This is a genomic window from Luteococcus struthionis (assembly GCF_048595755.1).
Classification (GTDB): Bacteria; Actinomycetota; Actinomycetes; order Propionibacteriales; family Propionibacteriaceae; genus Luteococcus.
In genome coordinates this window covers 986,907-1,011,626 of sequence record NZ_CP184360.1, presented here as the reverse complement: position 1 = coordinate 1,011,626, position 24,720 = coordinate 986,907, and the positions used below count along the sequence as shown (strand labels likewise).

Annotated in this window: 18 protein-coding genes; 4 read left to right on the top strand and 14 right to left on the bottom strand. The window is 68.0% G+C overall.

The window, feature by feature from the left end; translation table 11 throughout:
• Positions 1-107: 107 nt before the first annotated feature.
• From ACOAMO_RS04660 to ACOAMO_RS04650, 3 genes are all read right to left on the bottom strand, one after another.
• A complete protein-coding gene (locus tag ACOAMO_RS04660) occupies positions 108-311 on the bottom strand; it encodes a hypothetical protein (RefSeq protein ID WP_420176421.1) in 204 nt (67 codons plus the stop codon).
• A gap of 24 nt (positions 312-335) precedes the next feature.
• Complete coding sequence (locus ACOAMO_RS04655) at positions 336-1,313, bottom strand: SPFH domain-containing protein (protein WP_420176420.1); 978 nt, start codon at positions 1,311-1,313, stop codon at positions 336-338.
• An 86-nt stretch (positions 1,314-1,399) separates the two neighbouring features.
• Positions 1,400-3,277, bottom strand: a complete 1,878-nt coding sequence (locus ACOAMO_RS04650) for a hypothetical protein (protein WP_420176419.1) — start codon at positions 3,275-3,277, stop codon at positions 1,400-1,402.
• A gap of 360 nt (positions 3,278-3,637) precedes the next feature.
• Between ACOAMO_RS04650 and ACOAMO_RS04645 the strand changes: the two genes are divergently transcribed.
• Both ACOAMO_RS04645 and ACOAMO_RS04640 read left to right on the top strand, forming a co-directional pair.
• A complete protein-coding gene (locus ACOAMO_RS04645; protein WP_420176418.1) occupies positions 3,638-4,930 on the top strand; it encodes a sensor histidine kinase in 1,293 nt (430 codons plus the stop codon).
• On the top strand, positions 4,927-5,589 hold the full coding sequence (locus tag ACOAMO_RS04640) for a response regulator transcription factor (protein WP_420176417.1): 663 nt from the start codon (positions 4,927-4,929) through the stop codon (positions 5,587-5,589). The genes ACOAMO_RS04645 and ACOAMO_RS04640 overlap by 4 nt, the downstream gene beginning before the upstream one ends.
• 96 nt (positions 5,590-5,685) lie before the next feature.
• Here the strand turns inward: ACOAMO_RS04640 and ACOAMO_RS04635 are convergent, their stop codons facing one another.
• The 8 genes from ACOAMO_RS04635 to ACOAMO_RS04600 all read right to left on the bottom strand — a co-directional run bounded on the left by ACOAMO_RS04635 (position 5,686) and on the right by ACOAMO_RS04600 (position 18,695).
• A complete protein-coding gene (locus ACOAMO_RS04635; RefSeq protein ID WP_420176416.1) occupies positions 5,686-6,549 on the bottom strand; it encodes a carbohydrate ABC transporter permease in 864 nt (287 codons plus the stop codon).
• A complete protein-coding gene (locus ACOAMO_RS04630; protein WP_420176415.1) occupies positions 6,549-7,490 on the bottom strand; it encodes a carbohydrate ABC transporter permease in 942 nt (313 codons plus the stop codon). Before ACOAMO_RS04630 ends, ACOAMO_RS04635 begins: the two co-directional genes overlap by 1 nt.
• 33 nt (positions 7,491-7,523) lie before the next feature.
• Positions 7,524-8,852 (bottom strand): ABC transporter substrate-binding protein, encoded by a 1,329-nt coding sequence (locus ACOAMO_RS04625; RefSeq protein ID WP_420176414.1) that lies wholly within the window; start codon positions 8,850-8,852, stop codon positions 7,524-7,526.
• 56 nt (positions 8,853-8,908) lie between these two features.
• Entirely contained in the window at positions 8,909-11,131 is a 2,223-nt protein-coding gene (gene gnpA / locus ACOAMO_RS04620; RefSeq protein ID WP_420176413.1) for a 1,3-beta-galactosyl-N-acetylhexosamine phosphorylase, read from the bottom strand.
• A 141-nt stretch (positions 11,132-11,272) separates the two neighbouring features.
• On the bottom strand, positions 11,273-15,133 hold the full coding sequence (locus ACOAMO_RS04615) for an endo-alpha-N-acetylgalactosaminidase family protein (protein WP_420176412.1): 3,861 nt from the start codon (positions 15,131-15,133) through the stop codon (positions 11,273-11,275).
• Between the two features lie 169 nt (positions 15,134-15,302).
• Positions 15,303-16,553 (bottom strand): ROK family transcriptional regulator, encoded by a 1,251-nt coding sequence (locus ACOAMO_RS04610; RefSeq protein WP_420176411.1) that lies wholly within the window; start codon positions 16,551-16,553, stop codon positions 15,303-15,305.
• 109 nt (positions 16,554-16,662) lie between these two features.
• A complete protein-coding gene (locus ACOAMO_RS04605) occupies positions 16,663-17,850 on the bottom strand; it encodes a galactokinase family protein (RefSeq protein WP_420176410.1) in 1,188 nt (395 codons plus the stop codon).
• Positions 17,847-18,695, bottom strand: coding sequence for a nucleotidyltransferase family protein (locus ACOAMO_RS04600; RefSeq protein ID WP_420176409.1), 849 nt, complete (start codon positions 18,693-18,695; stop codon positions 17,847-17,849). Before ACOAMO_RS04600 ends, ACOAMO_RS04605 begins: the two co-directional genes overlap by 4 nt.
• A 119-nt stretch (positions 18,696-18,814) precedes the next feature.
• Between ACOAMO_RS04600 and ACOAMO_RS04595 the strand changes: the two genes are divergently transcribed.
• Together ACOAMO_RS04595 and galE are read left to right on the top strand one after the other, a co-directional pair.
• On the top strand, positions 18,815-20,236 hold the full coding sequence (locus ACOAMO_RS04595) for a phosphoglucomutase/phosphomannomutase family protein (protein WP_420176408.1): 1,422 nt from the start codon (positions 18,815-18,817) through the stop codon (positions 20,234-20,236).
• Positions 20,237-20,334: 98 nt separating this feature from the next.
• Entirely contained in the window at positions 20,335-21,351 is a 1,017-nt protein-coding gene (galE, locus tag ACOAMO_RS04590; protein WP_420176407.1) for a UDP-glucose 4-epimerase GalE, read from the top strand.
• 111 nt (positions 21,352-21,462) lie between these two features.
• Here the strand turns inward: galE and ACOAMO_RS04585 are convergent, their stop codons facing one another.
• The 3 genes from ACOAMO_RS04585 to ACOAMO_RS04575 all read right to left on the bottom strand — a co-directional run bounded on the left by ACOAMO_RS04585 (position 21,463) and on the right by ACOAMO_RS04575 (position 24,703).
• Positions 21,463-22,473, bottom strand: coding sequence for a LacI family DNA-binding transcriptional regulator (locus tag ACOAMO_RS04585; protein WP_420176406.1), 1,011 nt, complete (start codon positions 22,471-22,473; stop codon positions 21,463-21,465).
• A gap of 191 nt (positions 22,474-22,664) precedes the next feature.
• Positions 22,665-23,525 carry a carbohydrate ABC transporter permease gene (locus ACOAMO_RS04580; RefSeq protein ID WP_420176405.1) on the bottom strand — a complete coding sequence of 287 codons (861 nt, stop codon included), beginning with the start codon at positions 23,523-23,525 and terminating at the stop codon, positions 22,665-22,667.
• A complete protein-coding gene (locus ACOAMO_RS04575) occupies positions 23,522-24,703 on the bottom strand; it encodes a carbohydrate ABC transporter permease (RefSeq protein WP_420176404.1) in 1,182 nt (393 codons plus the stop codon). The genes ACOAMO_RS04580 and ACOAMO_RS04575 overlap by 4 nt, the downstream gene beginning before the upstream one ends.
• Positions 24,704-24,720 lie beyond the last annotated feature (17 nt).

The following is a 24,720-nucleotide window of genomic DNA, read 5'->3' as shown; positions in this document are numbered from 1 at the left end:
CCGAGCCCACCCAAACCGACGGCCGAGCTTGTCGAGGCCCCTCGACAAGCTCGGGGAACGGGAAAGCAGCTCGGGGAACGGCAAAGCAAGCCCGGGGAACGGGCCGGCTAGTCCTCGTCCTTGCGGGGGCGTCCCGGTCGGCGTGACTCGGGCAGGTCCTTGGGCAGCCGTCCTGCGCGACGCAGGCCGTCGCGCAGGAGCATCTCGATCTGGCCGTTGAGCGAGCGCATGTCGTCGGCGGCCCAGCGGGCCAGGGCTTCGTGCAGTTGCGGGCTCATCCGCACGATCACCTGTTTGCGCTTGTCAGCCATGAACCATGGATCTCATCGGGGCGCTCAGTAGAGGCTGCCGGTGTTGAGTACCGGCTGGGTGTTCTGCTCGGAGCACAGCACCACCAGCAGGTTGGTGATCATGGCGGCCTTGCGCTCCGGGTCGAGTTCCAGGTCGCTCTGCGCGTCGAGTTCACGGACGGCCTGCTTGGCCATCTCGGTGGCGCCCTGGACGATCACCTGGCGGGCACTGAGCACGGCATTGGCCTGCTGGCGACGCAGCATGGCCGAGGCGATCTCCTGCGCATAGGCCAGGTGCGCCAGCCGCACCTCGATGATCTCCACGCCGCTCACGGCGACGCGTTCGGCCACCTCGTGGGCCAGCTCGGCGCTCACCTCGTCGGTGGATTCACGCAGTGTGATGACCGGGGTGTGGGGCTCGGAGCCCAGCCCCAGCGAGTGGTCGTCGTAGGGATGGCTCATGGCCACGTGGCGCAGCGCCGATTCGGCCTGCTTGCGGACGAAGTCGTCGTGGTCCTCGACGGCGAAGGCGGCCTTGGCGGTGTCGGCCACCTGGTAGACGACGATGGCGCCGATCTCGATCGGGTTGCCGTTGGAGTCGTTCACCTTCATGGGCTCCACCTCGAAGTTCACGGCCTTGACCGAGACCTTGCGGCCGGTGGTGAGCGGGGCGGTCAGGTTGAGCCCGGTGGTGCGCACCGTGCCCAGGTAGTGGCCCAGGAACTGCACGACGGCGGCCTCGCCGGGGTTGACGATGCGCAGCCCGGTGGTCATCACCAGGGCGGCCACCACCAGCAGGATGCCCAGCACCACCTGCCCCAGCGATTCCCGGCTGAAGCCCATCACGGTCAGGGCACAACCGCCGAGGATGGCCAGCAGGGCCAGCACCAGGAAGAGGATCCCGGAGATGTGCCAGGCCCGCCGTTCGGCGATGTCGATGCGGATGCCGTCGTGCCCCACTGGCCGTGAGGAGAGTGGCTGGTCTTCGGGGGCGGGGGTCAGGTCGGGATCGTGCTCGGGCATGGTGGGCCTTTCCGCTGGGGGCGTCGCTGTGACGCCGTGACAATTAAAGTGATATCACTTTTTTGCCACGGCGTGAAGCCCACCGCTCATGGAGCCGTCGAGACCCCCGGCGCCTGGGTCCGCTCCCCGAGCTTCCAGTCCAGCACCAGGGTGCCGGTACGCCCGGTCACCTCGATCACCGAGGGCTTGCGCCCCACGCTGGCCCAGTCACACCGCAGGCGTTGGTACTCGGTGTCGACCACGGTCCCGTCGACGATGAAGTGGCCATTCCACTCCAGCTCGTACTCGTGCCCGGCCGTGCTCCAGCACAGGGTGTTGCGCTGGTGCACCAGTCGCGAACTGCGCAGGTAGTCGACGAAGTGGTGCAGGGAACCGAAATCGGAACGGTCGGCCACCATGATGGCCCAGCCCGTCACCGCCCCGCGTTGCACCAGCTCGCTCTCATTGGGCATCTCGAGGTGGTCGAGCCCGACGGCACCGAAGTAGGAGTCCCCGCGGCGGCCGGCGACCACGTTCTCTGCCAGCTTGGTCTCGTCGAAGCTGGCCGCCGGGAAGAACAGGTGGCTCAATTCGTGGCGTCGCCCCTCGAGGTAGCCGCGTCGGCCCCGGGTGTCGTACAGGGCCAGCAGCACATTGCGCATCTGCGCCACGTCGGGCCGCACCCCGTTGCCGATCCATCCGGACGGCGTTGCCGGGCGCGCCTCCTCGTCGAGCAGGGTCGATCCGGGATGGGTCGAGAACAGGTGGATCCCGCCGGGCAGCGCGGCCTCCCAGATGCACTCCTGGTCTCCGAAGCTGCCGGGCAGGTAGTGCTGGGCGCTGCTGAGCAGGTAGTTCGGCGTGCGGTAGGTCTGCACATTGGCGCGATGCAGCGCGGCGCCCTGGGTGATCGGGTTGAGCGAACGCACCAGCGCCGCCATCACGCGACGACTCGGCATCTTGCGGAAGGGGGCCAGGGGCGCCAGGAAGCGGTTGCCGTCCAGGTAGTAGTGGTCGAGGGCCTCCATCGTCGGCCCGATCCCCTCGGGGGTGATGAAGGCCTCCATACCCCAGTAGATGCCCAGCGCGATGCCGCGCCGGGTGGCCGCGTCCAGACCCCGGAACCGAGCCGCCTCCACCGGCACCTCGCGCAGGCCGAGCCCGTGCGAGCTGGTGATGAGGTGATCGGCCTGGGCGAAGGCGATCTCGCGGATCACCTGGGGAATTCGGTACTTGGTGCGCGCCACGAAGATCGAGGTGAACTTCTGGGGGTCGAAGGTGGCGTGCCTGGGATGGAAGGCGCTGGTCACCACCGGGTCCACCTCGGACCGGTCGGGGAAGGCCTTGTGCAGTGCCTGGGCTCGGCCCGAGGAGGCGACGAAGTGCCCGTCGAAGCGGTGCAGCGCCAGATCGAGCATCAGCAGGTCGAGCACCATCGCGGCACGGTTGGCCAGGTCCTCGTCGCGGCAGTGCTCCACCAACAGGGTCAGTGCCGAGACGTTGACCGCATAGAAGGTGGCCGAGAGCCATTCGCTGAAGCCGTGGCGGAAGCGCAGCGCCAACCAGGTGTGCAGCCGTCGCTTGGCCCGCTCCATCTTGGCCGCTCCGCGGCGCCCGTCATTGGTGAAGGTTCGATCACAGAAGTGCTGCCCGGCCAGGTATTCCACCACCCCGAAGGTCACCTGGTGGCTCTCGCTCCAGTGGCACATCGAGTCGCTACCGGGCTCGTCCATCCAGTACCGGAAACCCAGCACGCTGTGTTCCAGGGCCTCGCGCAACTGGTCGGGCAGGTCATGGCCACCGTCCAGCAACAGGGCCAACACCACCAGCATGTGGTGGTCGGCCAGGTCGACGCGGTCGTCGATGCGGGTGATGAAGTCCTCGAGCCAGGACGGATCGTGGGTGCCCTCGGCAATCCCGCGCGCGACCGCCGCATAACCCCGAGGTGGCGCCACGGAGTCGCCGACGACTGGCGGCTGACTCATGTGACTCCTCGGGGACGGATCCGACGCTGCCACTGCCAGCCAGGCAGCGGCAACCAACCTGTGCAAGGTGAGACCATTCTGCCCCACGCCGGGACCAGCCCACATCCAACCGTGGTAGGGGTTTTGCCCCTTGACGAGCCGATCCCCGTGTGACGCAGTGCCCCAATTATCTCTGTATACCTGCATATTTCATGTGCAGTTCGATCCTCGGACACCCAGCAGGCACCGGCCGGCCCGAGGCCCACGGGCGGGGTGCATCACCCCTCTGCTTGGTGGCGCCGAAGCGGGACCTCGGTGCCATCGGGCCAAGACCACGGGCCGATCCCCACTGCGCCGCCCCCAGCCCTAGGGTTGGGGGCGATGAGTACTGCCCGGCCCGCCGCTGACGAGCTCGGCCACGTGACCTGGTCGCTCGACCTGGCCGTCGCCGGGCTGCTCGCGGTGTTCACGGTGGTGCCGTTGCTCCTGCTCGACGTGTCCGCCCAGGTGCCGCAACACGCGCTGACACCACAGGCCCTCACCACCCGCTCGGCACTGCTGGGGCTGGGGCTGTGCGCGGCGACGGTGCTGCGCCGCCGACGACCCCTGGCCACCCTGGCGCTGACCACGCTGCTGTGCCTGCTCCACCTGTGCCTGCTTCCGGTCCCCACCCCCTCCCTGGTGTGCGTGCTGCTGGTGGCCTACTCGGTGGCACGCTGGGTGGGTGGACACCGCGCCCGTCTGGTGCTGGCTCTGGCACTGGTGGGTGCGGTGGCCGGCCCGGCCAGGTGGGTGGACTTCCTGGCCGAGTACGCCTCGGGCGGCGGCTTCCCCACCACCATGTTCCTGTTGGCCGCCAGCGGTTCCGGCGGGCTGCTGCTCACCGCCTACACGGTTGGCCGACGAGTTCGGGAATCGGTGCAGGCCGATCGCGCCCGAGTGCTGGCCGAGGCCGAGCGCCGCAGCCTGGCCTTGGCCGAGCACGAACAGCGGGCGCGCAGCACCGAGGCGAGCGTGCGCTCGCAGATCGCCCGCGAACTGCACGACATCGTCGCCCACTCGCTCAGCGTCATGATCGTCCAGGCCGAGGGAGGCCGGGCCCTGGCCGCCAAGAAGCCGGAACGCGCCCCCGAGGTGCTCGACACCATCGCCGAGACGGGCCGTGAGGCGCTAACCGAGATGCGACGCATCGTCGGGGTGCTGCGCGGCAGCCCGGAGGACGACGCCCAGTACGCCCCCACCCCCGGGCTGCTGGACATCCCCGAGATGGTGGCGCGCAGCGATCCGCGGGTGCACCTCTACCTGGAGGGCGAGCCGCCGCAGGTGCCCTCCACGCTGGGACTGACCATCTTCCGCGTGGTGCAGGAGGCGGTCACCAACTTCCTCAAGCACGCCGGCCCCGAGGCCTCCGCGCAGGTCACGCTCACCTACACCCCGACGCTGGTCATCGCCGAGATCAGCGACGACGGTCTGGGGGCTGCGGCCGACGACGACCACACCGGCCACGGGCTGCAGGGCATGCGCGAACGCGTCGTCTCGATGCGCGGCCAGCTGTTGGCCGAGCCCAAGCCCGGCGGTGGCTTCCTGGTGCGGGCGATCCTGCCCGTCCCGCTACCCGAGGCGCCCCGCTCGACCACCGTCACAGATCCCTTCCCCGACAGGAGTTCCCGATGACCACCCCGATCCTGCGAGTACTGCTGGCCGATGACCAGTCGCTGGTGCGCAGCGGCTTCCAGATGTTGATCGAGGCCGAGGACGACATGGAGGTGGTGGCCACCGCGAGCAATGGGCAGGAGGTGCTCGACCAGCTGGCCACCCAGCAGGTGGACGTGGTGCTGATGGACATCCGCATGCCGGTGATGGACGGGGTGGAGGCCACCCGTCGGCTGGTGCAGCAGGGATCGTCGGCGAAGGTCCTGGTGCTGACCACCTTCGACCTGGACGAGTACGTCTTTGCCGCCCTCAAGGCCGGCGCCTCCGGTTTCATGCTCAAGGACGCCCGCCCGGCGGAGCTGCTCAATGCCATCCGCACCGTGGCCTGCGGGGACGGGGTGCTGGCCCCTTCTGCCACCCGACGACTGCTGGAGCACGTCGTGCCGATCCTGCCCGCCGCCCCGGGCGGCAGCGACCCCCGATTGGAGCAGCTCACCGACCGGGAGCGCGAGGTGCTGGTGGAGATCGCCCACGGAGCCACCAATGCGGAGATCGCCAGCACCCTCTACATGGCCGAGGGCACCGTCAAGACCCACATCGGGCGCCTGCTGGCCAAGCTGCGTGCCCGTGACCGGGTTGGCCTGGTGCTCTTCGCCCACGAGGTGGGGCTCACCCGCTAGACACCGGGTCACCAGAACGCAGCCGAGGCGGCCACGGAACAAGCCGAGCGTCGGGCTGGTGGGGTGGGGCGACCCGACGGACAGCCCCGGGAAGACCTACCCCTTGACGGCGCCTGCCGCCAGGCCGGACTGCCAGCGCTTCTGCAAGGACAGGAAGAGCACCACCAGCGGGATGACGCCCAGTAGGGCTCCCTGCAGCACCGCGCCGTACTGCGGGTTGAAGTAGCTCATCATGCCGTACAGGCCCAGCGTCACCGGCTTGAGGTCGGCCGAGTTCAGCATCATCAGCGGCAGCAGGAAGTTGTTCCAGGTGGCGACGAAGATGAACAGGAAGATCGTCACCATGGCGGGGGCCAGCAGCCGCAGCACCATGGTGAAGAAGATGCGCACCTCTCCCGCACCGTCGATGCGGGCCGATTCGAGGATCTCGTCGGGCACCGAGGACTGGGCGTAGACCCGGCCCAGGAAGACGCCGAAGGGGCTGACGCAGCTGGGGATGATGACCGCCCACATGGTGTTGGTCAGCCCCATCCGGTCGAAGACCAGGTACAGCGGAATGGTCAGCAGCGCGATCGGCAGCAGCAGGCCGGCCATGATGACCACCTGCACCGCGCCTCGCCCCGGGAAGCGGAACTTGGCCAGGCCGTAGCCGGCGGCGACGGACAGCAGCGTCCCCACCACGCCCGCCACCAGCGAGTAGAGCACCGAGTTGGCCACCCAGCGCCAGAACAGGCCCTGGGTCCACGACATCAGGGCGTGGTAGTTGGCCACGAGGTTGTTCTCGGCGAACCACCAGCCATTGGAGGAGACCAGGTCTGGGTTCGACTTGGTGGCCGAGACCACCAGCCAGTAGATGGGCGCCAGCGAGTAGACCAGCACCAGCAGCAGGACGGCCAGGGTGATGGCGCGCGCCGTCCGCGAGGGACGCAGCGACGGGGGCAGGGCATCGGTTGCGGACATCAGTCAGCCTTCTTCTGCAGGTAGGCGTAGCCGACGGCCAGGATGCCGGCCAGCAGCGCCATCAGGATGGAGATGGCCGAGGCCGGCCCCTCACCCGAGGGAGAGATGCCGCCCATCATCGTGTTGTAGGCCATCATCATGGGGGTGTAGTCGTTGCCCATCCACGGGTTGACCGTCTGCAGCACGGCGGGTTCGTTGAACAGCTGCACCGTGCCGATGATGCTCAGCAGCACCGCCAGCAGACAGGCATTGCGCACCAGTGGGATCTTGATGGAGCGCACGATCGTCCAGTTGGAGGCGCCGTCGATGCGGGCGGCCTCGTAGAGGTCGTGCGGGATCGCCTGGAGGGCCGCCAGGAAGATCAGCATGTTGTACCCGGTAAAGGTCCAGGTGGTCATGTTCGCCATCGACCACAGGATCACCTTGGGCGAGAAGAAGGGGATCTGGATGCCGGCCACGGACAGCACCTGGTTGATCGGTGAGAATTCCGGGTTGTACATGTAGGTCCACATCAGCGCGGCCACGACGCCGGGCACGGCATAGGGCAGGAAGAAGCCCAGCCGGAAGATCCCCACCCGACGCACCATCTGCGAGTCGAGCAGCAGCGCCAGCGCCAGGGCCGCTCCGATCATCAAGGGCACCTGCACGATGCCGAAGGCCAGCACCCTGCCCATGCCCCGCCAGAAGGCCGCGCCCTGGGCGATCTCCACGTAGTTGCGCAGGCCGACGAACTGGTTGACCAGCTCACCGCCGCCGTAGAGGCCACCGCCCGAGGGCACGGCACGGTAGAAGGAGGAATGGATGGAGACGCCGATCGGAACCAGGAAACAGAAGCCGAACAGCACTGCGAAGGGTGCGACGAAGGCCCAACCGCTCAGCGCCTCGCGCCGCCGCCCCGGGTGGGACTTGCGTCCCACCCGGTCAACCGTCGATGTCGACATGTCCTGCCTTTCAGATCAGCGTGTGATGGCCCGTCAGGCGACGGGCAGCCCGGCGTCCTTGAGCGACTGCGTGGAGGCCTTCTGCGCGGACTCGAAGATCGCCGAGACCTTGCCCTTGCCCTCACCGGCGGCCGCGGCGGCCTTGGCCATCGGATCGGCCACGGCGGGCCAGGTGGGCATGTAGCCGAAGTCCGGGTTCAGCGTCTGGTTCGCCTTGGACAGCTCGTTCATCACGTCCTGGCCACCGAAGAACTTCTTGACCTCCGCGGGGGTGCTGACGTCGCCATTGGCGGCCACCACCAGGCCCTGCGTGGCCAGGTCTGCGTTCTGGGTGTTGAACCAGTTGTTGAACTCCATGGCCTGCGACGGGTTCTTGCAGCCCTTGAGCACCACGACGCCGGAGCCGCCGTCGGGGCCGGTCATCTGCTTCTCGCCGAAGGTGGGCAGCTGCGCCACCTGCCACTGGCCCACGTTCTTGGAGCCGGCCATGTCGCCGGCCAGCAGCGGGGCCTCCCAGGCGGCACCGATGGTGCCGATCAGCTTCTGGTCGACCAGGGCCTTCTTGAAGCCGTCACCCCAGCGGTTCTCCACCAGGGTGGCCTTGCCGTCGATCGCCTGCTGCCAGAAGTCGGCCACCTTGGCGGTCTCCGGGCTGGTCACGTTGACCGTCCACTTGTCGCCCTCGGTGGCATACCAGTTGGCCCCGGCGGCTGCGGCCAGCGCGGCCAGGCCGTACTGCGCCTCGTCGGGCTGGAAGGCCAGCGCGTACTTGCCCTTGGCGGCGGCCTTCTTGGCGACGTCGCTCAGCTCTGCGGCGGTGGTGGGGGCCTTCAGCCCGAGCTTGTCGAACTCGGCCTTGTTGTAGAAGTAGACCAGCGGGCCGGAGTCCTGCGGCAGGCCGACGGTGGCCTCGCCCACCTTCATCAGCCGCATCGAACCGTCGGAGAAGCTGCCCTTGTACTTGTCCGCGTCGGCGCTGACGTCGGCCAGCAGGCCCTTGGTGTACAGCGAGGGGATCTCGGCGTAACCGGCCTGCGCCAGGCATCGCTCGGATCCCGCCTTGCCGTCGTTCTCCAGCTTCTTGATCATCTCGGGGGCCTTGCCGTCGAACTTGGTGGCCTTGACCTGGATGTTGGGGTGTTCCTTGTTCCACTTGGCGACGATGTCGGCCACCTTGGTCATGCCCTCACCATCGGGCAGGCGGTGCAGGTACTCGATCGTGACCTTCTCCGAGGACGAGCCCTCGGTGCCGGAGGCGCTGGACGACCCCGTGGGGGTGCTGCCACCTCCGCAGGCGCTCAGGGCGAGGGTCGCTGCGGCCAGACCGGCGACGATGCCGCGGCGTGCTGATCGACTGTTCATGGTTCTTCCTTCGTTGCTGGTACTGCTGTGGATATTCGTTGTGCGTGCTTCCCGCCTCATTGCGGGCGTCCTTGGTCGGTCTGGCCCGGCGCGGCCCGGAGCCACTCCAGACCGCCGGGCGGAAGGGTCACCTTCCACGGGCTGCCGTCGCCCAGGTGCACCGTCGTCTCGACGGGCTCCTGTGCATTGTTCATCACCAGCAGGTCGCCCTGCGGGTAGTGGGCCACCTCGACGCGGGGGTCCTCGGCCAGCCACTGCCCGAAGTCCTGCTCACGGCCAGCGGCCCAGTACAGGGCGCGGTGCAGCAGCCGGGAGTTCTGGTGGCTGTAGGGCAGGCCGGCCAGGTAGACGGCAGCCCCGTTCCCGTAGCGGTGGGCCGCGGCCCGGACGCTGCCCTGGTGGGAGTCCAGCACCTCGGCCTTCGGGTCAAGGCAGACGATGTTCGCGGTGCCCTCCCCCACGTCGAGTGAGCCGTCCAGGTCTGCGGTGATGAAGTGCGGGGCCACCGGGGGCAGCGGACGGTTGGTGGACAGTCCCCACCCCATTTCTCGATCGACACCCAGCACGTCGGCCAGCTGGAAGGTGGTGCCGCCCATGGGCCAGCCCGACGGGTCACCGATGCCCAGCAGGCCGCCGCCGTCGGCCACGAAGCGACGCACGGTGGCGCACAGCCGCGGGTCCTCCCAGGCCGGCCCGCCAGAGAAGGCACAGCCCAGGGAACCGACGTTGACCAGCACCCCGATGCCCTCGGGCACCCCGTCGGCCAGGTCGTCGAAGCTCAGGAAGTCCACATCGAAGGGCAGGCCCGCCAGCGCCTCCAGCACCCCCAGGTAGCTGTAGGCCTGCCGGTACCACAGGGCATGGGCAACCATGTGGGTCTGCCAGCTGCGCAGCTTGCCCCAGGAGTTGAGGATGCCCACCCGGAAACCCGCGGTCTGCGGGCGGGTGCCGCCACTGCGTTCGTGCAGCGCTCGGAATTCCTCGACGATCTGCTCCATGCGCTCCACGAAGTCGGGGTGCTCCAGGGCCAGGCTGAGGTAGCCGCCGTAGCCGATTCGGTCCAGCGGGGAGCGCACGATGGCGCGTCGCGCGGCCAGCCAGGAGCTGTTGGCCTCGGCCACCGGATCGCCACCCGGGTGGAAGACGTCGGGGAAGAAGTAGGGCAGCAGGCGGCCCTCGGTGTACTTCACTCCGGGGATGTCGCTGATCATGCGGCAGGTGGCGGCCGATCCGACGCTGCCCACCACGGCATCCAGGCCGGTGCGCTCGAACAGGGGGCCATAGGGCTCGGTGCCGATCCAGTTGTCGCCCAGGAACATCATCGCCTCCTTGCCCTCGGCGTGCACCTGCTCCACCAATTGGGCGACGCGGTCGGTGACGAAGCGGTGCTGGAAGGCGATCCAGTCCTTGAAGGCCTTGCTGGGGATGCGGAAGGGCGAGTTGTAGTAGCCCTCGTCGACGAAGTCCTCGGCGGTCAGCGGGTAGCCCATCTCCTGTTCGAAGGCCTCCATCGCCTCGACGCTGACCGAGGCCGAGTAGCCGAACCAGTCGACGAAGCGTTCCTTGGCGTCGGGGCCGTAGACCAGGGTGAAGTGGTAGAAGAAGGTGGTGAAGCGCACCACGTCCACCCGCGGGTGGTCTGCCAGCCACTGGGCCAGCGCCTCGCGCACGTGCTGCCAGGTCTGGGGGTGGCGCACGTCGTAGGGGGATTCCTTGATCCGCGTCGGGTCGTCCTGCCAACCATTGGTGAGGTAGTTGTACATCTGCGTCGGGTCCCAGACCTGCTCGGCCAGGAAGTCGACGGTGTAGACGTGCCCCGGGACGGGCTCGAGCACCCGCACGGTGTGCCCGTCCTCCAGCAGCTCCCAGGCCTCGGCGGGCAGCGGCTTGTCGAGGCTGCGGTCGATCACCTGCCACCAGCGGGCGATGTCGCAGTCGCTGTCCGGCCGAACCTGCTGGTCGAACCAGCGGGCCATCAGGTCGATCTCGAGCGGGCCCTCCGCAAGGGCGGGGGTGCGTTCGCTCATCAGGTAGATGCGGGTGCGCTGTTCGGGGTGGGCATCGGCCCAGGCCTGGTCGCCTCGTCCCACGAAGTAGGTCTGGTAGACCTTCACCGCCAGCTCGTTGACCAGTTCCGGCAGCTCGGTGCCGTCACTGTTGCGCACCGCATCGGCGCCGAGCCGGTCGAGCAACTCCCGGACTCGATCGTCCAGACCGGTCTGGATCGGCAGGGTGAGCCGACCACTGGGACCGTCCTGGGACGGATTCTGGCTGTACATCGTGGGACTCCTGGCAAGTGGTTCGTGAGGGGTGGTTCAGGACGAGTGGTTCAGGGGCGAATGGTTCAGGGCGAGTGGTGAGCGGGATCTGGTTCCCGGGCGGGGCGGTGAGGCGCCCCGCCCGGGTGGCTGCGGTTGGGCTCAGGCCCGCGTGCCCCACAGGTTGATCTCGCCGGCGCCACCGAAGACGGCGCCGTTGATGGAGTTCAGCCCGACGAGCTTGACGTGCTGGCCCTTCACCGACCCGAGGGTGACGCGCTGCACCTCGGTCGTCGAGGCAAAGCTGCCCTTGGCCACCGGTTCGCCCCAGTCATTGCCGTCGGCACTGACGTAGATCTCGTAGTCCTTGATCGCGCCATTGCCCTTGCGCACCTGGTAGTCGAAGCCGGTCAGCTCGTGGCTGGCACCCAGATCGAAGCTGATCCAGTGCGGGTAGGGCGCATCGGGGTCCACCTGCGACCACGCCGAGTGCCACATGGTGGCGGGATTGCCGTCGATGGCCGCGTGGGCCGATCCGTCACCGGTTCCGGGTTCGGCGTCGCTGACCCCACTGACCTTCATCCTCGACTGCGGGATGGCCCCCTCGGGAAGGGTCCGGGTGGACGTCTCGGCCGTGACGGTGCGCTGGTCATCCCCCACCGAGTAGGTGATGGTGCTGGACAGGTCATGGCTGCCCTTGGCGTCGGCGGGCACCTGCACCTTCCAGGTCACCTGCGCCGTGGCGTCGGGTTCGACGGTGCCGACATTGGCGGATCCCTCGGCGGTGGCCACCCAGCCCTCGGGCAGTTCGAGCGCCATGGTCACGTCGTCGACGGCCTGACCCTCATGGTTGGTGAAGCGGCTGGTGAAGATGTTCTCCTCACCCGGCACCACTGCCTGCGGGCCCGTGAGCTCGGCCCTCGCGCAGGCGCCGGGGGCGTCGGTCGCCCCCAGGTCGGTGATCTTCAGGTTGTCCATGATGAAGTCGGCCTGGGCACCGCCGGCGGCATTGCGTCGGATGCCGATCCAGGCGTCCCCACATCCGCCGGTGGTGAACTCACGCACGAAGCGGCTGGTGGTGCGCTGCTCGCCGAAGGGGGTGCTGGTGAGCTCCACCTGCTTGGTCTCCTCCCCCGGCTGGTCGACGCCGGTGACGAAGCTGTAGGCGCCCGCCGTGGCGTTCTGGTGGTCGAACTCCACCCGGTACTTGTGACCCGGCTTGAAGTCGGCGCTGCCCTGCCAGGTGCGGTAGACCAGCCCCTTGCCCTCCTCGTGGGCCTTCAGCGACCACTGGCCGTCCAGCACGTCGTCGACGAGCTTTCCGTTCCAACCGGCCTGTGTGTACGGCGCGTGCTTCGAGGCGAGGTGGGTGCGGGCGTCGCCGCCGGGCTGACCGGTCACGAAGGGCCCCCAGCCCTGGTCCAGGCTCTCGAAGGACTGGTCCACCAGGACCTTGCCGCTGACCTGCTTCTCCTGGGTGGCCACCACCCGCACGTCGTCGACGCGCACCGGGGCGGAGCCGTCAGCGGCGGTGATGGCCAGGCGCACCTTGCCATTGCGGGGTGCGTCGAAGACCACCTTGACGCGCTGGAAGTTGGTGCCGCGCAGCTCGTCGGAGCTCACGTGGTTGGGCATGGTGGAGCGGGTGATGGTGGTCTTGGCGTCCACGCCGCGTCCCTGCACCGCGAGGGTGACGGGACGGGTCTGGCCGGGCTTGACCTCCACCCAGGCGGAGGCGGAGTAGCGCTGGCCACCCTTGAGCTTGAGGTCCTGCTGGATGCTCGAGCGGCCCTCACCCAGGGATGCCACGTGCAGGCCGTTCTCGGTGGTCTGCAGGGCGGTCTTGCCCGTCGGATTCCACGGGCCCAGATCGGCGCCGTTGAACCCGGGGTCCGCAACCGGTGTGCCCTGCCCCCACTGGGGATCGGCCTGCACGCGTGCCTTGTTCGGATAGACCACGTAGGCGCTTCCTGCCTTCGCCTGCAGGGTGATCTTCCCGGAGTCATTGCCCACCGTGGCGACCTTGGTGCGGCCCTTGTCGGTGAGTTCGTAGACGGTGAAGTTCTTGGCCCGCTTCAGGGCTCCGGTCAGCTGCCAAGTGCTGGTGCCACCGTCGGGGCTGTAGTGGTAGGCCTTGGTGGCCTGCTGCGGCGTCTTGCCACCCCAGGGCAGCAGGTAGGAGCCGCCGTCGAGCACCAGGGCGTCGTCGACGAAGAACTGCCGCTTGCCGTTGGCGTCGGTGCTGCGCACGTCATTGGTGAACTGCACCTCGTGGTCGCTCCACTTGGTGATCTGGTTGTGCTGCAGGAACTTGGTGGGCAGCTGGTTGGTCCACACATTCTTCTTCAGGGCCATCCAGTCGTTGTGCCCGGTCCAGCCCTCCGCCTCGACGATGGTCGATCCGGCCAGCAGCGGGTGCGGGTTCCACACGTCGCGCTCGGAATTGCGGATGAAACGGACGATCTTGCTGTTGACGCCCTTGTTGGTGGCGCCGCCGTAGTTGCGGTCGGTGGCCCAGTGCGCCCACAGGTTGTTGCGCTCGTGAGAGTAGGCCCATTCGGAGGCGATGCTGAAGCCCTGCTCGCGCAGCTTGGCGTCCATCTCGTCGGGCAGCCAGCCGAAGCCGTAGTAGACGTCCCAGTAGAGGGTGTCCAGGTTGCCCTTGGTGTCCTTGCGCAGCTGGGCGGTGCGCTTGAGCAGGTTGCCGGAGTTCAGGTCGTCGCGCTGGTTGATGTAGTAGCTCTGGTTGAGCCAGTTCCAGCCGGGCTTGGTCTTGTCCACCAGCTTCTCGTCGAAGGCCTTGGCCTCGGGGTAGGCCTCGGTGGCGTTGACGTGCACGCCGAAGTCACTGCCCCACTTCTTGCCCTCCTTGAGCAGGGTGTTCATGTCCTTGAGGCCGCCGGCGCGCTCGTTGTAGTTGCCCGCGTAGTCCGGGTGGGCCGAGTCGTGGCCCTCGGAGGCATAGCCCTTGAGCAGGGTGAACTGGCCCAGGCCGTCGGTGGCCAGGCTGAGCCGCTTGACGTCGTCGAGCGTGCGCAGGAAGGGGTGCGTGGCCAGGCTGGAGAAGTTGAAGGGGATGTGCTGGATCACCCGGTTGGGCACCTTGTCGGAGTCCTTGGCGACGGTGGCGATGTCACGGAAGGCGATGGCGCCGTCCTGCCAGTCCACGCCGGCGTCCTGGTTGCGGTCGGTGGTGATGACCACCTTGGCCCAGGGAAGCTCGCTCTGTTCGGTGGCGCCCTCGCCGCGCACGGTCCACTGACCGGGGGTGATGCCGACGCGCTTGGTGCCGGCCTCGTCGGCCTGCACCTGGTGCCACAGCCGGCCGCCGTCCTTGGTGGTGGCGCCAGCGGGCTTGTCATAGGTGCCGTTGGTCTCCACCGAGGCCGCCAACTGGGAGGTGTTGACGATGCCGTAGGTGGCCCCGACGGGCGCCGCCTGCACCGGGGTGTCCTTGGTGAGCGGCGTGATCTGGTCTGCCGTACGGGTGGTGTCGGTGTCGATCTTGGTGAAGGCGCTGGTGGCCCCCGGCTGGTCGGAGGAGATCGAGACCAGGTCGAGCCCCGGCACCTCCAGGGTGTTGACCACGTTCTTGCCGTGGTCACGCACCTTGAGGACCTGCCAGGTGAGCACATTGCCCTTGAGCGAGGCGCGCACCGTGATGCTGACGCCGGGCAGGTCGGGGACGGTGAGGACGTAGTTGATGCCGGCCGGGAGCGGCTCGACGCCCACGCGCACCGCGTGGCGCTTGCCGTTGACCACGATGGCGTCCAGCGCGGTGGGCTGGCCCCCCAGCGTGGCGCCGGTGGCCAGATCGCGGTAGCCGAGCACCTGCGGGAAGGTCTTGGACAGGTGCACCTGCAGCGACTTCGAGCGCAGGGTGAGCGAGTTGGCCGGGGCCGGGGTGGCAGGGGTGGGGCTGGCCTGGGCAGGCGTGACGGCGCCGAGGCTGGTGGTGATCAGGACCGCAGCGGCTGCTCCGGCGATGGCCTGGCAGGCAGACCGTGGGGTGTTGCTTCGCATCGTGGACTCCGTTGACCAATATGTTCGGGCGATGAACGAAACCATAGACAGAGGCCTACCCCAAAGTCAATGACTTGTGACGATTTCTACGACGAAGCGTCGCAAAAGGGCCCCGACAAGGGGCTCAGTCCCGCAGCGATCGGTCGGTCGGCGCTCAATCCTCCAGCGCTCAGTCCTCCAGGGGAGCGACGAGGGTGGGATCGACGAAGACGGGTTCCAGCGCCATCAAGGCGGCACCATGGGCCGCCGACCTGATCCCCAGACGGGTCGTCTCCAGGCGAACCTTGCCGCCCTCCTTCATCCGCCGCCGCTCCAGCTGGGCCTCCAGCGGTTCCAGGATGAACTCCGCCAACAGGGCGAAGTATCCCCCCAGCACGATCACGCGGGGGTTGAGCACGTCGTTGAGGAGCGAGAGCCCGACGGCCAGGTGCTGGGTGATCTGCTCCAAGGCCGCCAGGGTGACCTCATCCCCGCTCCTGGCGCGCCGGGCGATCACGGCCAGTCGTTCGTCGAGCGGACGACTGGCATCGGCCAGCTGTTCGTCGCCATCCACCAGGCGGAACAGGGCCGCGAGGCCCACCACCGTCTCCCAGCATCCGGTGCGGCCGCACTTGCAGGGGTGCTGGTCGGGATCCAGCGGCAGGTGGCCCACCTCACCGGAGAAGCCCTTCCAGCCGCGCACCAGCTGCCCGGCGGCGATGATGCCCGCACCCACGCCCACGTCACCGGTCAGGAAGAGCAGGTCCTCCACCCCCTGGGTGGCGAAGCCGGCATATTCGGCCAGCGCAGAGAGCTTGGCGTCGTTCTCCAGGTGGATCGGCGGCACCGGGCCAGTCAACCGGGAGCGCAACTCCTCCACCACGGGCACGTCGCGCCAGCCCAGGTTCGGTGCAAAGCGGACGCATCCCGTGGGATAGTCGATCACCCCGGGCGGTGCCAGCGTGATGCCCACCGGGCGCCGCCCCGCATCCTGCAGGGCATCCAGCGCCTCCTGCACCCGCCGGGCCACCAGGTCCAGGAGCTCGTCGACGGGCAATTCGTCCGCGGCCAGCGGCAGCAGCAGCTCCCAGACCACGTCGCCGGCAAGGTCCATCGCCAGCAGCGAGATGTAGTCCACGCTGATCTCCACGCCGACCACCCCGACGTGCGACCCGTCCAGGAAGACGGTCAGGCCGGGACGGCCCGCCGTGCCGCTGCGGGCCAGCCCGCCCTCGCGCACCAGGCCGCGATCGGTCAGCTCCCCGATCAGGCTCGACATGGTGGCCCGCGAAAGCCCCGTCTCGGCCGCGATGCGAGCGCGCGAGCGCCCGCCCACGGCCCTGAGGTGGCGCAGGATCAGGCCCATGTTGGCCGCCCGCATCTGGGTCTGGTCCAGGGGCCCACCGCGTCCAACCGTGCGCATCCGGCCGGTCTGGCCCATGGCTACCCCTCTTCCCTGTCGATCACGTCAGGCCACACGGTACCCACCGTGCGGCATCGGGTCGCCACCGCCCAGTCAGCAGGCGTGGGCGGTCAGCAGGCATGGCCGGTCAGCAAGCGTGGGCGGGGCCACAGGGCCTGGTCACCAGGGTGCTGGCACGAGCGCCCTCCTGCGGCCACGCCCGCCGGTAGACATCAAGCCAGTCCTCGGCGAAGGCCTCGGCATCCCCGGCGGGCAGCAGCGCCCAGACACTGCCCCCAAAACCCGCCCCGAAGCTGGAGGCGGCCAAGGCACCCTGACGCAGGGCAAGCTCCACCAAGGCCTCGGTCTGCGGCACCTGGTTGGCCAGCCCCCGCGCCGCCAAGGACTGCGAGAGTGCCACCGCACGACCGAAGGCCTCGAGGTCTCCCGCCTCCAAGGCCTCCACTGCGGCGGGGATCACCACGGTGGACTCGGTGACGAACTGGTCCAGGCGGGCCGACAACTCCGGATCGTCGGCGACGAGCCCGGCCACCTGTTCGGCGCCTCCCGCCGCCACCCCCGCGGCCAGGTTCGGGTGTGCATGGCCTGCGGCATTCCATCGCTCCAGCACGGCCGAGGCATTCAGCGAGGCCCGGTTGTAGGCCTGTTGGGCCGCACCGGTCTTCTCGGCCGCGACACCGCTGACCGCCACCACGAGCCGCAGGTCATCGGGCAGCGCGACCCGCTGCACCAGCGACGGCGGGTTGAAGCTGAACCGTCCCAGCTTGCCGGGTTCGCTGCACAGCATGGCGGTGTGGTCCTCGGAACCTCCCAAGGTGCCCACTCCGCCGTGACCGGCCAAGGCGCCGAAGGTCTTGCCGTTCTCGACGCAGGCCAGGTAGCCGGCCAGCCGCACGTCGTCGGTGATGTCCTGCTGCCAGGCCCTGGACTGGTCGAAGCCGTTGTGGCGCGCCAGCGCCATGGCCGTGGCCACCACGACCGCCGACGAGGAGCTCATGCCACTGGCCAGCGGCAGGGTGGAGTCCACCTCGATGCGGCACGGAGCCAGCGGACCGAAATTGGCTGTCAGCCGCTGCACGACCGACTGCAGGTAGCGCCCCCAGTGGCCGCCAGGCAGCTCCACGGCCGTGCCGGGGGTGAGGTCCACCTCGTCGGGAAGGGCGGTGCTGGTGGCATGGATACCGCTCGCGGCCTCCTCGACCACTGCCGTGACGCCGCGATCGACGGCGCACACCAGCACGTCGCCACCGGCATAGTCGGTGTGCTTGCCCAGTACCTCGATGCGGCCCGGGGAGAAGTGACCGGTGGTCTTCACAACCGCACCTCGCGTCCGGCCAGGGCAGTCTCGACGGCGGCCACGTCTGCCCGACCGGACATGTCCAGCACTCCCTCGGCCACCGGGACCACCGTGACCGGCTCCCCCGCGCGCACCAGGTGGCGGACGGCGTCGACGATCTCGAACTCGCCCCGCACCGAGCGTTCGATGCTGTCGCAGGCGTCGAAGATGGAGGGGCCGAACAGGAAGCAGTTCATGCTCACCAGGGCGTGCGGGCCGTGCTCGGCCACCTGTTCGGGGGTGGGCTTCTCCAGCATCTCCACCAGGTGTGACTGCTCGTCGGTCTGCAGGATGGCGAAGGCGGCCACCCGTTCGGCCGGGATGTTGGAACGGGCCACCAGCTCGGCCGCGTCGAAGCCCAGGGTGGCGGCTCCGGGGGCCGCGACGAGGCGACGCAGCGCCCCGACCGGGTAGTGGTTGTCCGAGTTCACCACGACGAAGCGATCCGCCCCGACGAAGTCCCGTGCCGCAGCCACGGCATCGGCGGTGCCCAGCGCCTCCTGCTGCACGGCGAAGCTGATGGTGACGCGCTCGGTGTGCAGGCCCGCGAAGTGCTCGCGCACCAGGTCATGTTCGGGCCCGATCACCAGGCAGACCTCGGTGAGCCCGGCGTCGGCGAGTTCGGTGATGACGTGTTCGATGAAGGGCCGCCCGGAGGACCCCAGGGGCATCATCGCCTTGAGCCCGAGGGCGGCGATCCGCTGCTGCTCTTGGTCGAGTTGGGCGTCGGCCTGGCGACGCAGACGAGTGCCCAGACCACGGGCCATGATCACGGCCTTGCGGGGCGTCGAGGGCTGTTGTGAGGGTTGGGACGGCGTTGTCATGGCCGTCATCCTAGACACCCGACCAACGCCGCCCGCCACAGGTGCGCAAGTCAAGTGAGCGCTCAGTCAAAATGCGCACATCCTTCACGGGGCAACATTTCGCGGGATATGTTCGGTGCATGATCAAATTCGGCACCGGCGGATGGCGGGCCATCATCGCCGACGGTTTCACCAAGCAGAACGTGCGCCTGTTGGCCCAGGGCGTCGCCGATCGAATGCACGCCGAATCCGTGGCCGAGGGCGGCCTGGTGCTCGGCTACGACCGACGCTTCCTGTCACGGGAATCGGCCTGGTGGATCGTCGAGGTGCTCGTGGCCAACCAGATCCCGGTCACCATCATCGATCGTCCGGCCCCCACCCCGATGATCATGTGGAGCGTGGCCAACCAGGGTTGCGCCTACGGTCTGGCCGTCACCGCCTCCCACAATCCCGCGCTCTACAACGGCGTCAAGGTCTTCACCCGCGGCGGCCGCGATGCCGTCGCGGAGGTCACCACCTCGCTGCAGGAGGAGGTGAACCGGCTGGGCGACGACGACGTGCGCAGCATCGACCCCTCCGAGTTGGCCGACCATCCGCTGGTCACCCGCCAGCACTCCATGAACTGGTACATCGACGCGATCCTCGACCAGCTGGACGTGGAGACCATCCGGCACAGCCACCTCACGGTGGTGCTCGACCCGATGTTCGGCGTCTCGCAGACCTGCCTGCAGACCATCCTGATGACCGCGCGCTGCGACGTGGAGGTCATCCACTCCCGCCACGACGCACTCTTCGGCGGACGCATGCCCTCCCCGCAGCTCGAGACGCTGCACGAACTGCGACGCGTCGTGCTGGAGCGTGGCGCAGACCTGGGCATGGCCACCGATGGCGACGCCGACCGGCTGGGCATCTTCGACGACAAGGGCAACTACCTCTCGGCGAACCAGGTGATGGTGCTGCTCTACGAGTACCTGCTCACCGGCAAGGGCTGGAAGGGCGACGTGGTGCGCAACCTGGCCACCACCCACCTGTTGGACCGGGTGGCCGAGGCACACGGGCAGCAGTGCCATGAGGTCCCCGTCGGCTTCAAGCACATCAGTTCCACCATGGCAGCCACCGACGCGGTGCTGGGCGGTGAGAGCTCCGGCGGCCTGACCGTGCGGGGGCACATCGCGGGCAAGGACGGAGTCCATGCCGGCTCCCTGTTGGTGGAGATGCTCGCCCACAGCGGGCGACGCCTGTCCGAGCTGTGGGCCGACGTGGTGGAGCGCTACGGCAGCCTGGAGATGGTCGAGACGGCCTGGGACTTCCCGCAGAAGCGGCGCGACGAACTGGACGCCGCCCTTGGTGAAGGGGGCAGCCTGCCGGACTTCGACGTCCCCGTCGAGAGGGTCAGTCACCTAGATGGCACCAAGGTCTTCCTGGCCGATGGCGGCTGGTTGGTGGCCCGCCTCTCGGGCACCGAACCGGTGCTGCGGATCTTCGCCGAACGCGACTCCGCCGAGCTCGCCCACCAGAGCGTCCAGACCATGGTGCGGCACTTGGGTTTGGAGGCCAACTGAGTTCCCCCGGCTCGCTGTGGGCAGGTGCTCAGCCTGCCCACAGCGAGCGCCCATGTCCCGCCAGTAGTGTGGGAAACAGTCCACGAAAGGTTTCACCCATGCGCGTTCTCGTCACCGGCGGAGCAGGATTCATCGGCTCCCACACCACGCTGTCCCTGCTCGAGCAGGGGCACGACGTCCTGGTGGTCGACGACCTGTCGAACAGCTCCGAGGAGTCGCTGCGTCGCGTCGCCGAGCTGGCCGGCCGTGAGCCCGGCTTCGTGAAGGCCAATGTGCGCGACGAGCAGGCACTGGATGCCGCCTTCGCCGATTTCAAGCCCGAGGCCGTGATCCACTTCGCCGGATGGAAGGCCGTCGGTGAGTCCACCCAGATCCCGCTGGTCTACTACCGCGAGAACGTCGGATCCACCATCACGCTGCTGGAGACCATGGCCAAGCACGACTGCCACACCATCGTCTTCAGCTCCTCGGCCACCGTCTACGGCGAACTGTCCGAGCCTCCCTTCGTCGAGGACGCCCCCACCGGTGCGACCAATCCCTATGGCCGCACCAAGCACATGGTCGAGCAGATCCTGACCGACGTCGCCGCCGCCGACCCGCAGCTGCGCGTGGGAATCCTGCGCTACTTCAACCCGATCGGTGCGCACGAGTCCGGCCGCATCGGCGAGGACCCCAAGGGCATCCCCAACAACCTGCTGCCCTTCGTGGCGCAGGTGGCGGCCGGGCGTCGCGAGAAGCTGATGGTCTTCGGCGACGACTACCCCACCCCGGACGGCACCGGAACCCGCGACTACATCCACGTCGTGGATCTGGCCGCCGGCCACCTGGCTGCGCTCGACTACCTGGGCAACAACGACGGCTGCCACGTCTGGAACCTGGGCACCGGCAAGCCCAACTCGGTGCTCGAGGTGGTGCACGCCTTCGAGGCGGCCTCCGGCGTCGAGATCCCCTACGAGATCGTCGCCCGTCGTCCCGGTGACGTGGCCTCCAGCTACGCCAATGTCGACCGCGCGCACCAGGAGCTGGGCTGGCGTGCCGAGAAGTCGGTCGCCGACGCCTGCGCCGACACCTACCGCTGGCAGTCGGCCAACCCCAACGGCTTCGGCGAGGGCTGATACCGCCGGTCACCTCCGCAAACAGAGAGATATCGGGCCTTCATTGTCATGGTGGCAATGAAGGCCCGATATCTCTCTGTTTGCGGCAGGAACCTTGGGCAGGCGGGCCGGTCAGGCGCTCAGCAGCCTGCGAATCTGCAGCGTGCCTTGCAGCAGGACGGGCTCGGGCACGGGAGCGTCGGGGTTGTCGAGCTGGGCCACCAGGGTCTCGAGCAAGAGGCGCACTGCCTCGTCGACGGGCTGGGTGACCGACGACATCCCCAGCGCCTGCGCGACGGCGGTGTCGTCGTATCCGATGACGGGCAGTGAGCCCGAGTCGGAGCGCAGCAGCTGGCGTGTCTCCAGGAGCGCGCCGAAGGCCAGCGAGTCCGATGCACACACGAAGGCCGTGGCTCCTCGCTCGGCCAAGGTCTTGGCCGATTCGCGACCGGTCTGGACGGTGTCCCGGCCCCGGGAATCCAACTCGTCCGGATCGGCTGCGTCGAGTTCCTCCATCGCGGCCCGCCATCCCGCGCGGCGGTCGTCACCGGGACCCGAACCGGGATTCATGCCGACGAAACCGATCCGGCGGTGACCGTGGCTGGCCAGGTGGCGCACCGCCTCGGCGGTGGCGCTGGCACCGTCGACGTCGACCCAGAAGTGCTCCTGCTCGTCTTGGCCCCAGGGCCTGCCGAAGCTGACCATTGGCACCTTGTGCCGTCGCAGCCCGGCGGGACGCTCGTCACCCTCGTCGGTGCCCGACAGCAGGCACCCGTCGATCGAGCCACGCTCGTGCAGGGCGACGAGCTGCTGCAGCTCGTCGCGATCGTCCTCGGCGGTGATGGGGATGATGTTGTAGCCGATCTCGTGGGCCTGGCTCACCAGCCGGTGGTGGAAGCGGTCCATCACGGCGCCGTAGATGCCGTCCGACGAGGGATAGATGCGCATGGCCAGGGCATTGGCGCACTGGTTGCGCAATGACTGCGCCGCCCGATTGGGGCGGTAGCCGCTCTCCTCGATGGCGCGCTGGACCCGTTTCCGGGTCTCCGGCTTCACCAGATGGGGTGCGTTGATGACATTCGACACCGTCTGACGTGATACGCCCAGCTCATTGGCCAGGCTGACGAGCGTGGGACGCCCCATGACTTCTCTTCTTCCCTCTCTCGACCAGTTGTGGGCCGCGCTGCCCTCCTGAACGATCTAGAGTGCTGACAGCCTCGCCCTACCATGGCCACGGCGTCAAGCGTTCGGGCCGGTCAACTGTCGCCAGCGGCCGCAACCCCTTCCCAACGGATGGTGACTGAACGCCCCGGCAACGAGGCGTTCAGCCACCCTCACTCCTTGACCGCCCCAGCGGACGTGTTCATGATCCGCTTCTGGAAGACGAAGAACAGGATTGCGACGGGCACCGTCATGATCGCAGCGGCCGCCAGCTTGAGCGGATACTGGTTGGCCTTGCCGCCCAGGCCGCCGGATGCCAAGGTACCGACGCCCTTGGTCAGCGTGTACAGGTTGGGGTCCTGCGAGGCGATGATGAAGTGGCTGTACTCATTCCACGAGCCCTGGAAGCTCAGGATGGTGATGGTGACCAGAGCGGGAACGGCCATCGGCAGCACCACCGACCAGAAGGTGCGGAAGGTGCCGGCACCATCGATCCGGGCCGCCTCCTCCACCGAGGGAGGAATCGACTCGAAGAAGTTCTTCATGATGAAGACCCCGGCAGCGTCCACCAGCAGGGGCAGCACCAGCGCTGGGAAGCTGTCGTAGATGCCCAAGTAGTTGACCACCAAGAACTTGGGGATCAACAGCACCACGCCGGGAACGCTCATCACGCCGATCAGCATGATGAAGACCAGCTTGCGGCCCGGGAACCTCAGCCGGGCCAAGGCGTAACCCGCGAGCGAGTTGAAGAAGACGCGTCCGGCGGTGACCAGCAGCGTCACCACCACCGAGTTGGCAAACCAACGCGGATAGTCGGAGTTCTGGAAGAGCCGTTCATAGGCCGCCGTCGTCCACACCGACGGGGTGAGGCTCATTGGGTTGTTGGTGGCGTCCTGATCGGTCTTGAACGAGCTCACCACCTGCAGCACGAAGGGGAAGATGTAGAACAGGGCAAGCGCCACCAAGATGGCCAACGCGATCCACGTGCCCGCCTTCGACGGTTTCTTGCCGACGGCGAAGTTCTGTTCGCTCATGCCACGCCACCTCCGCTCGCGGTCTGGGAGTTGGCCCCACCGTGGGTCACCAAATCCACCTCACGCCGGGCAGCGCGCTCCCTGTCCAGCTTCTCGGCCTTGCGCTGTCGCCGGTTCAGGGTGGTGTAGTCGGCATCGCCCAGAATGAAGCGCTGCAAGATGGTCATCAACACGATGATCGCGAACAGCACGAACGCAATCGCCGCGCCGCGCCCCCACTCGTTGTCATTGAAGGCCTTGGTGTAGCTGAGGTAGGCCGGGGTCATCGTCGTCTTGGCCGGCCCACCCTGTGAACCAATCACGATTTGGTCGAAGACCTGCCAAGTGCCGATCAAACCCAACGTGATGACGGTGTAGAGCGTCGGCTTGAGCATCGGCAGGGTGATGTGGCGGAAGCGCTGCCAAGCGGTGGCGCCGTCCATCATGCCGGCCTCGTCGGTCTCCTCGCCGATGTTCTGCAGGGCCGCGATGAACAGCAACATGAAAGTGCCCGAGGTAGTGAAGATCGCCATCAGGATGAAGGCGCACATGGCCACCGAGGGGCCCTGCAACCACTGGTAGGCGCTGATCCCCAGGAAGCCCGGCTTGGCGAGGGCGCCCGTTTCGTGGACACCCAAGGGTTCCAGCAGCAGACCGAGCACGCCGCGCGGATCCTGAAACCAGTTGGGCCCATGGATGCCCAGCCAGCTGAGCGCCTTGTTGACGGCGCCAGAGGCATTGAACAGGAAGAGCCACAGCACGGTGATGGCCACGGAGCTGGTGACGCTCGGGAAGTAGAAGGCGGTGCGGAAGACGCTCTTGCCCTTCAGGCCCTTGCGCGTCACCATCACGGCCAGGAAGAGCGAGACGATGGTCTGCAGGGGCACCACGAAGAGCACGTAGTAGAGGTTGTTTCGGATGGCCATGCCGAAGTCACGCCCCGTGAGGCCCTTGCCGCCCAGGATCGCCTCGTAGTTCTTCGCGCCGACGAAGTTCACGCTCGGGTCGAAGGGCGATCCGTTGCCGGACCAGTCGGAGACGCTGACCCACAGGGCCATCAGGATCGGGATGAACAGGAAGAGGCCCAGGATGAGGATCACCGGGGAGACGAAGAGCCACCCGGAGAGGGCCTGCGAATTGGCAGGCCCCCTCCGGCGACGGGCCTTCCCGGTGGGCTCGGGGCTCACGGGATGCGACATCGGTCAGTTTCCTTCGC

Bases quoted from the DNA above. Each gene is read 5' to 3' on its own strand.
- ACOAMO_RS04625 (WP_420176414.1), bottom strand. From the start codon at position 8,852: ATGAACAGTCGATCAGCACGCCGCGGCATCGTCGCCGGTCTGGCCGCA.
- galE (WP_420176407.1), top strand. From the start codon at position 20,335: ATGCGCGTTCTCGTCACCGGCGGAGCAGGATTCATCGGCTCCCACACC.
- ACOAMO_RS04615 (WP_420176412.1), bottom strand. From the start codon at position 15,133: ATGCGAAGCAACACCCCACGGTCTGCCTGCCAGGCCATCGCCGGAGCA.
- ACOAMO_RS04585 (WP_420176406.1), bottom strand. From the start codon at position 22,473: ATGGGGCGTCCCACGCTCGTCAGCCTGGCCAATGAGCTGGGCGTATCA.
- ACOAMO_RS04575 (WP_420176404.1), bottom strand. From the start codon at position 24,703: ATGTCGCATCCCGTGAGCCCCGAGCCCACCGGGAAGGCCCGTCGCCGG.
- ACOAMO_RS04645 (WP_420176418.1), top strand. From the start codon at position 3,638: ATGAGTACTGCCCGGCCCGCCGCTGACGAGCTCGGCCACGTGACCTGG.
- ACOAMO_RS04600 (WP_420176409.1), bottom strand. From the start codon at position 18,695: ATGACAACGCCGTCCCAACCCTCACAACAGCCCTCGACGCCCCGCAAG.
- ACOAMO_RS04610 (WP_420176411.1), bottom strand. From the start codon at position 16,553: ATGGGCCAGACCGGCCGGATGCGCACGGTTGGACGCGGTGGGCCCCTG.
- ACOAMO_RS04630 (WP_420176415.1), bottom strand. From the start codon at position 7,490: ATGTCGACATCGACGGTTGACCGGGTGGGACGCAAGTCCCACCCGGGG.
- ACOAMO_RS04580 (WP_420176405.1), bottom strand. From the start codon at position 23,525: ATGAGCGAACAGAACTTCGCCGTCGGCAAGAAACCGTCGAAGGCGGGC.
- ACOAMO_RS04660 (WP_420176421.1), bottom strand. From the start codon at position 311: ATGGCTGACAAGCGCAAACAGGTGATCGTGCGGATGAGCCCGCAACTG.
- gnpA (WP_420176413.1), bottom strand. From the start codon at position 11,131: ATGTACAGCCAGAATCCGTCCCAGGACGGTCCCAGTGGTCGGCTCACC.
- ACOAMO_RS04640 (WP_420176417.1), top strand. From the start codon at position 4,927: ATGACCACCCCGATCCTGCGAGTACTGCTGGCCGATGACCAGTCGCTG.
- ACOAMO_RS04655 (WP_420176420.1), bottom strand. From the start codon at position 1,313: ATGCCCGAGCACGATCCCGACCTGACCCCCGCCCCCGAAGACCAGCCA.
- ACOAMO_RS04650 (WP_420176419.1), bottom strand. From the start codon at position 3,277: ATGAGTCAGCCGCCAGTCGTCGGCGACTCCGTGGCGCCACCTCGGGGT.
- ACOAMO_RS04635 (WP_420176416.1), bottom strand. From the start codon at position 6,549: ATGTCCGCAACCGATGCCCTGCCCCCGTCGCTGCGTCCCTCGCGGACG.
- ACOAMO_RS04595 (WP_420176408.1), top strand. From the start codon at position 18,815: ATGATCAAATTCGGCACCGGCGGATGGCGGGCCATCATCGCCGACGGT.